Source organism: Frisingicoccus sp. (assembly GCA_016298055.1).
Classification (GTDB): Bacteria; Bacillota; Clostridia; order Lachnospirales; family Lachnospiraceae; genus Frisingicoccus.
Genome location: JAEDDO010000179.1, coordinates 1 through 3,541, shown reverse-complemented (window position 1 = coordinate 3,541; position 3,541 = coordinate 1). Strand labels below are relative to the sequence as shown.

Annotated in this window: 3 protein-coding genes; all 3 read right to left on the bottom strand. The window is 41.1% G+C overall.

Annotated elements, in window-relative coordinates:
• Positions 1–99: 99 nt before the first annotated feature.
• Positions 100–1,041, bottom strand: a complete 942-nt coding sequence (locus tag QZZ35_RS10075) for a DMT family transporter (protein WP_291237283.1) — start codon at positions 1,039–1,041, stop codon at positions 100–102.
• Between the two features lie 2 nt (positions 1,042–1,043).
• A complete protein-coding gene (glgA, locus tag QZZ35_RS10070) occupies positions 1,044–2,480 on the bottom strand; it encodes a glycogen synthase GlgA (RefSeq protein WP_291237282.1) in 1,437 nt (478 codons plus the stop codon).
• Positions 2,481–2,553: 73 nt separating this feature from the next.
• On the bottom strand, positions 2,554–3,354 hold the full coding sequence (gene spo0A, locus QZZ35_RS10065; protein WP_291237281.1) for a sporulation transcription factor Spo0A: 801 nt from the start codon (positions 3,352–3,354) through the stop codon (positions 2,554–2,556).
• Positions 3,355–3,541: the final 187 nt, after the last annotated feature.

Below are 3,541 nucleotides of genomic sequence, written 5' to 3'. Positions count from 1 at the left end.
ACAACAAAAAACCACGAAAGCTGATATAAATATCAATACTTCGTGGTTTATGTTTAATCCGTGTCTTTAGCTTTATGCTAATATCTGCTTCATTGTAACTTAAATAATGCTGTCTGTCAATACAGTTTTTCTCTCAAAATGACTGATTATAATACCCACCGTGATCAGTACAAGAGCAAGAATGCCCTGAATGACGGAAATACCGGCATCTTCCTTAAGGCAAACAGCCGACAATATCACCCCAAAAACCGGTGTCATAAAACAAAACACAGCGACTCTCGAAACCGGATTATATTTGAGCAGATGGCTCCATATCGTGTAGGCCATTGCCGATGCAAACGCCAGATAGAAAAGCATAACCAAGGCCTTCCCGGAGACAGTCGGAATGCGTCCTCCCATGATCAGACCCACAAGTGTCATGACGATTCCTCCGATCAGAAACTGATATCCGCTCAACATCACTGTATTGTCTGTTTTTGAATAGTTCTTCATAATGGCCGAAGATACCGCATAAGCCACTGTCGATAAAAGAACAAGGCCTTCTCCCTTAAAACTTGCCGATAAGGAAAGTCCTTCCGGCTTCAGATTAATAAGAACAACTCCGGCAAAGCCGACAAAACATCCGATGATTTTTTCTCTCGTCATTTTCTCCTGATGAAAAATGAGACTGGCCGTTAAAATAGCTATAAAAACATTCGATCCGACAATAATAGAGGCTTTCGTCCCCGGTGTATGTGCCAGACCGATATAAAAAAGGACATATTGGAGAATCGTCTGAAACATACTGACCGTAAATGCATGTCCCCATTCCTTCCCGGAAGGTTTCAAAAAGTATCCGGATGTCACACTGCCATACAAAATAACCAGAATTCCTGCAAGGAAAAAACGGCACCCCCCAAATAAAATCTGAGCTGCCGCATCTCCCGACGGAATATGAAACCATTCATAACCGATCTTTATCCCCGGGAAGGCACTCCCCCATAAAAAGCAGCTGACGGATGCCAGAAGGCATACCACCCAGGGTTTTGTATATTTACTCATCTTTACAGTGTACGGTACAGATCTTCATACTGACGTGCGGATGCATTCCATGAAAAATCAGCAGCCATGCCACGGTCAATGATCTTATTCCACTCCTGTTTATCCTCATAATAAACTTTCTTTGCAAGATTAATGACATTCATCATATCATGTGCATTGTAATTCGTGAAACTGAAACCTGTACCTGTCGACTCATACTGATTATAAGGCTGTACGGTATCTCTCAATCCGCCTGTCTCACGAACGATCGGTACTGTACCATATCTGAGACTCATCAACTGACTGAGACCGCAAGGCTCAAACAGAGACGGCATAAGAAAAGCATCACATGAAGCATAAATCTTATGTGAAAGCGGATCCGAATAGAATATATTCGCGGATACTCTGTCCGGATACTTCCATGCGTAATGCTTAAACATACCTTCATAACGGCTGTCACCCGTTCCGAGAACGACAAGCTGTACATCCTTCGCGCAGATCTGATCCATCATATATGCTACCAGATCCAGACCTTTCTGATCTGTCAATCGGGATACGATACCGATCATAAATTTATCTTTATCCTTCTCAAGACCCAGTTCTTCCTGGAGTGCCAGCTTATTCTTTACTTTAAGTTTGCGGAAATTATTGGCATTATACGGAGATACGATCTTGTCATCTGTCTCCGGATTATACTCATCATAATCAATTCCGTTCAAAATACCGCTGAGCTGACCGGACCGTGCACTCATCAGTCCGTTCAGGCCTTCACCGTAAAATGCCATCTTGATCTCATCCGCATAACTTGGACTTACAGTTGTGATCCAGTCCGCATAGACAAGACCACCCTTCAGATAATTGGCACTTCCATAGGACTCAAGCTTATCCGATGTAAACAGATATCCCGGCAGTCCTGTAATACGCATGATATCTTCCTGATTCCAGCGGCCCTGGAACTTCAGATTATGAATGGTCATCACTGATTTCATCTCTGAGAAGAAATCTCCCCGGCAAAAATCAGTCTTTAAATAAACCGGTACGAGACCTGTCTGCCAGTCATGACAATGAATAACATCCGGCTGAAAATCGATCAGAGGAAGAATAGAAAGTGCTGCCTTGCTGAAATATGCAAACTTCTCTAAATCCCAGATACCATCTTCATATGGTTTCGGACCATAAAAATAATACTCATTATCAATAAAATAAAATGTAATTCCGCTCCATACCATCTCCATAACGCCGACATAACGATTCTCACCGGCAAAATCCATATAAAAATGGGTGCGATATTTCATCTGTTCACGATATTTCTCAGGTATCGCACGATATTTCGGAATAACAACACGAACATCAAATTCTTTCGGATCAAAGGACTTTGGCAATGTTCCCGCAACGTCTGCCAATCCGCCTGTCTTAATAAAAGGTACTGCTTCCGACGCAACAAATAATATCTTCTTCATAAAAAACCGTTCCTCCCTCAACGACATTTATTGTCTATATTATACAATATTTGGAGAAACATTGAAAGCTATTTTAACTTTTTGTTTTATATTCTAACCGCATTTTATCCGAAATCAGGGCAATAAACTCTGAATTTGTCGGTTTTCCCTTGCCTGTATTGATCGTATATCCGAATAATTCATTAATTGTATCCATCTTCCCACGGCTCCATGCCACCTCGATCGCATGGCGTATGGCACGTTCAACCCGGCTCGGCGTTGTCTGATTCATTTTTGCTATCGTAGGATAAAGTACCTTTGTGATCGAATTAATGACATCTCTGTTCTCTACAGACATAATAATAGCATCCCTCAAATACTGATACCCCTTAATGTGGGCCGGGACGCCAATCTCATGAATAATATTTGTAACGTCCGTTTCCAGATTCTGCGTCATGTACTCTGCCGGATTTTCAGCAACCATCGGATGCTTTGCATGCAGAAGTTTTGTACGCTTATCCTTTTGTATCTGACGTACTTTATTCAAAACAACTTCATTATCAAAGGGTTTCATTATGTAATAACTGGCACCGAGACTGAATGCATCTTCGGTAATATTTTCCTGACCGATCGCCGATATAATAATAAATGCCGGTTTTTTCTTCAGATTCTTTTCCTGATTGATCTTCTGTAAAACTTCCAACCCATCGAGCTTTGGCATAATTAAATCCAAAAGAACCACATCCGGTTCCTTTTCACGAATCAAAGTCAGTGCCTGTAACCCGTCTGTGCCCTTACCAACGACCGTAATATCCGCATCTTCTTTTAAAATGTTTTCCAAAAGCATCACCATACGTTCATTATCATCCACAATTGCCACATTTATCTTACTCACGCCATTCTCCTCCTTTTTTTGCGAAACTATATGTATTATATTATCTGAAAAAGGCATATCGCAAGAATAACCAATCGCAATGTTCGACTGTGGCTGACAGTCTTTGACATGAGAAAAACTCTGTCGACAATTTCCTGCAAAAAAGATTTTAAAAAACATCATATCTTCTGCTTAAATTACAGGTATG